This is a genomic window from Mangrovivirga halotolerans (assembly GCF_026241165.1).
GTDB classification, from domain to species: domain Bacteria; phylum Bacteroidota; class Bacteroidia; order Cytophagales; family Cyclobacteriaceae; genus Mangrovivirga; species Mangrovivirga halotolerans.
Map to the genome: position 1 here is coordinate 1 of NZ_JAPFQN010000019.1, position 3,962 is coordinate 3,962.

4 protein-coding genes are annotated in these 3,962 nt (G+C 34.1%); all 4 read right to left on the minus strand.

Going from position 1 to position 3,962, the window contains the following annotated elements; genetic code table 11:
- Window positions 1-258 precede the first annotated feature (258 nt).
- Window positions 259-876 (minus strand): hypothetical protein, encoded by a 618-nt coding sequence (locus tag OO013_RS19960; RefSeq protein ID WP_266058893.1) that lies wholly within the window; start codon window positions 874-876, stop codon window positions 259-261.
- 90 nt (window positions 877-966) lie between these two features.
- Window positions 967-1,461 (minus strand): YcxB family protein, encoded by a 495-nt coding sequence (locus OO013_RS19965; protein WP_266058895.1) that lies wholly within the window; start codon window positions 1,459-1,461, stop codon window positions 967-969.
- A 528-nt stretch (window positions 1,462-1,989) separates the two neighbouring features.
- Window positions 1,990-2,934 carry an SMI1/KNR4 family protein gene (locus OO013_RS19970; protein ID WP_266058896.1) on the minus strand — a complete coding sequence of 315 codons (945 nt, stop codon included), beginning with the start codon at window positions 2,932-2,934 and terminating at the stop codon, window positions 1,990-1,992.
- A 55-nt stretch (window positions 2,935-2,989) separates the two neighbouring features.
- Window positions 2,990-3,823 (minus strand): hypothetical protein, encoded by an 834-nt coding sequence (locus OO013_RS19975; RefSeq protein WP_266058897.1) that lies wholly within the window; start codon window positions 3,821-3,823, stop codon window positions 2,990-2,992.
- Between the last annotated feature and the right edge of the window lie 139 nt (window positions 3,824-3,962).

Consider the following 3,962-nt stretch of genomic DNA (forward strand, 5'->3'; position numbering starts at 1 on the left):
AGATAGTCAGAATGTTCCGTTCTACGATTTAATCGTTCTATAGTCTCCTTTTGATTGTCGACAAGACTAAATTTTAATTCTGTTGTCGGAAATATATTCATTTTTAATTAGGTACAACGGTTTGCATATGGCTTGTGGCGGTTTCGAAGCACTTTCCTGTCGACCGAAACTGAACCTGGCTACGGAGCGAAAGCCTTCCTAACAGCCATTCACCCGCCATAAGCTATATGCATTGTTAGGGTGCGTTTTTTATTTTTTTCATCCTAAATCCATTTGTCGTTTCATTTTCACAAAATACCAATTGTCGTTATAGGATTTTAATATTTCATCTTCATTAATGTCATTTTCAACATCCTTAGAATTGACAAGATAGTACTGAACTGAAAGATAAACTTTAACGAATGATTTGTCTTTTGATTCAGAGTACGCAAAGACACCATATTTCTCAAGTCGCTTTTTAAGTCCGTTGAAATAGTCTTCAGGGTTTTGCTTAAACTGGTGAATTTTAAAAGTTGTTGAATCATAACTCAGATCCGTAAAAATCGAGTCTTGTTTCAGAGTGTAACTTCCTTCAGATAGCTTTAATGGTGTATCGTTAAATGATTCTGTCAATTCGCAGCTGTCTGAAAAGCAAATCATTCTGATTTCGGTTTCTCTAGGAAATATTCTGTAATTGTTGGAAGAATCTTGTCCAAAGGTAAATTGTGCTCTTGGGTGATAGCTGTATCTTAAAAGTTCAGTGTCTTTTAGAAATTCATCAGAATACATTTCGACAAATTTGTCTGCTTTCTCCTGTGAATATTCTAAAAGTCGCTTTTCCTGATTGCAGGAAATAAGGAGTGTCAAAATTATCAGATATGTAATTGAATTTCTCATTCTTTTAAATGCACCCTAACGTTCAGGCTAAGCGGCGAACCCCATCCCTCGGGGTGGGGTGTGATGCTTAGGCAGTGTTGTATGCTGTATTTATCTTTTTTTAATGTTATGTCTTTTAAGAACATTAATTAGTTCTGGATATTCTGAATTCTCTACACTATCTCTTTTTATTATCAAATACATGTTTTTCGAAACATATAAAAATAGAAAATCCTTAACTTCATAATATGCATATAAATCCTTAATTGAAAAAATACTCTTATTTTCTCCTATGTTCGTAATAATTCTATCATCAGCATCAATTAAAATTTTTAAATCGTCTGATAGTTTATTATTAGAATTCATACTTTTAAATACATTCTGAATATAAATAACAGGTCTTAATAATAAGTAAATCCCTAATCCAAAAACTACTAGGAATTTATAATTCAAAATTTCAGAATTTAATATCCATATACTTATTATTCCAAGTATTGTTATTAGACCAATAATTGGATTTATCAATGTGTATTTATATCCAAAATAATGTTTAGCTATCGCTTTTTTACTTTCTTTATCGGATAGTGTTTGATTGATTGTAATCATCTGATTTTATATAGCATACAACGTGTCTGGCTATGCCCCGCCGCCACACGGCAAACTTCAAAAAGTGCATAGCTGATTCTCAAAGATAAGTTTTTTCATAGAAAAAAGAAGCGGTGGGATATAGGTTGTGTTAGCTCTCGTATCTTCATCAGGTAGGTCCTGCAAATCATTTCCGGGTCAAAGGCTTGTTTCAACTAGCAGAAAATACCTTGCGGTAATCCTTAATTATTCCTTAAACAGGCCTACCGGATGACAAAGTTTAGTGCTAATTCATCAATTTCGTGATAAAACCAGGCTTAATCTATAGCAGTCGAATAAAAGGTATTTAAAAAAATGATCGATTGAACAAAATTCTTTCATCAAACAGAGCTGATCGAAAGAGAACTACATCCCCAGTCAATCGCATAAATGATCATAAAGAAAAAGCTGATTGATTTGATGATTCAAAAAAAGGCGGATGAGCACTAAACGCTATGAGAGCTAACGTCTCGTGTAAAAATCGTAGCATCCCGCAGGGTGCTATGATTTTTACACATCGTTAGGCACTTTTATTTGTTTATATATATCGTGTAAATGGCTTTCATTTTTTAGATTGTCTCCTTTTTTCTCAATCAAATCAAGATTCCAATCTAGAAATTCATCCCAAGAGTCAGCCAAAACAATCATATCTTCCTCATCTCTTCCGAAGATAATAACTTGCTCCTTTGTCCCATTTTCATCAGGGTCTAAATCAATTCCAATGTAATTCCCGCCATAATCCGATATCAACGGAATCCATTTGATGTGGAAATACTTCTTTTTTATTGCTCCTTCTGGAGTTGATGTTAATGGTAAAGTATTATCAAAATCGTAGAATGTTCTATCAATTTTATGTTCCCCATCACCGTATGCTATAATTTCAAGATTATCCCAATTATAATCCTGAATTTCAAGTTCGTGAAGTTCTTTTGTGAATTGTGAAATTTGCTTTCGTGTTTCGGGGCTCAGTTTTACTATCTCACGTTCTTTATCAGAAGTGTTCTTGTCTAAATAAAAATATGGACCTCCCATTGAACCAGGTCCAGTTTTAAATTCTACCTTGTGCCATTTGGGTTTGATAAATCCTAGTTTTTTCTTTAAAGGAAGTTCATTAACTACAAGTTGTATAATCCGCTTAATTAAGGTATTTGACTTATTGGGGTCGGTTATTTTTGGTTTTTCAGGTTTTACTTGTGTTTTAGCAAAATCAAGACTGTTTTTCATTTCGCTAAGACTAACAAATGAATGTCCAAAAAAAGAACCGTATCCATTTCCAGATTCTCCATCATATTTTTTGAAGAAGTCTCTAATATCTTTTGGAATAGCTTCTCCTATTAACTTCTCAATTTCATCAACTTGAAGAAAGTTCTCCTGTTTAGCAAGATATTTGGTTTCCTCTTCATTCACTTCAGAGTACCAGCTAAGTATTTTGTTTAGTTTTTCTTCTTTTGTCATTTTTGAAAATTGTGCCTAACGTTCTGTGTATGGTGCGTATCCCGCAGGGTATGCACTATACACCTTGTTGGCGTGTCGTGTTTTTTCTATTTAATTCTCCAATTAATTTTGGTAAATAGTAGTAATTCAGTCCGTAATGGAAAACCTGAAAATAAACTGCAATTATCAAGACCAAAGGAAGTAACCATTCTTGTTTCAAAAAGTAGATAGGATAAAACAGAAGTGATATCCCAAGTTCAATCATTATCTTTTTCTTGATACTCTTTTTGATTTCTGTGGTCTCTGCAGAACCTTCAAATTCCCTTAAATAACTTGACACTCTGTATTGATACCACCATGTCTCATATAGCTCAAAAAGAACAATGAAAACAGTTGTTGAGATTAGAAACTCTTCTGTTTTAATAGCAATCAGAATATAGGCGACCATAATTGCAAATCTTCCAATTGCAGGTAACACGTCCGTTTTGAACCAAATTCTTTCTCGTGTACTCGCAAAGGCTGTTTGATTCCACCATCCGTCAATTCGGCTTGTGTCAAAGTCCGTATTTGCCAACTCATTAAAAAGTCTTTTAGAGTGGTCGTATTTTCTGTTGTGGTGAAGCCCACGTCCGAGTTCGTATTTGACTTCGTTTAATTGGTCGGTCTGATTGAGTTTATTTTCTATCGGTTGATAGCCCGCTTTGTATAGGTAATAAACAGCAGAATACTTTTCTCTGTCGTTAAGTGATTTTGCAAGTCGATGAATAATATTCGTTACCGTATCAAAGTCCGAGTTCGCAGTTTTTAGGTTTTCCAAAATTCTGGACTGTCGGTTTTCCCAATAGCTTAAAACTTGAGCATTAGTTGTCAAGTCCTTTAAGTCAGTCCATATTTTGTATATTCTACTCATTGTCTGTTTTACATGTACGCCAACGGTAAGTATAAGAAACGTAAGTGATTTCGAAGCACCTACCTGTCAAGTTGCACTGAGCCAAATTTGCGTTTTGACACAAATTTAAAATGTTAAATAAACCCGTCAAATCGCAGAT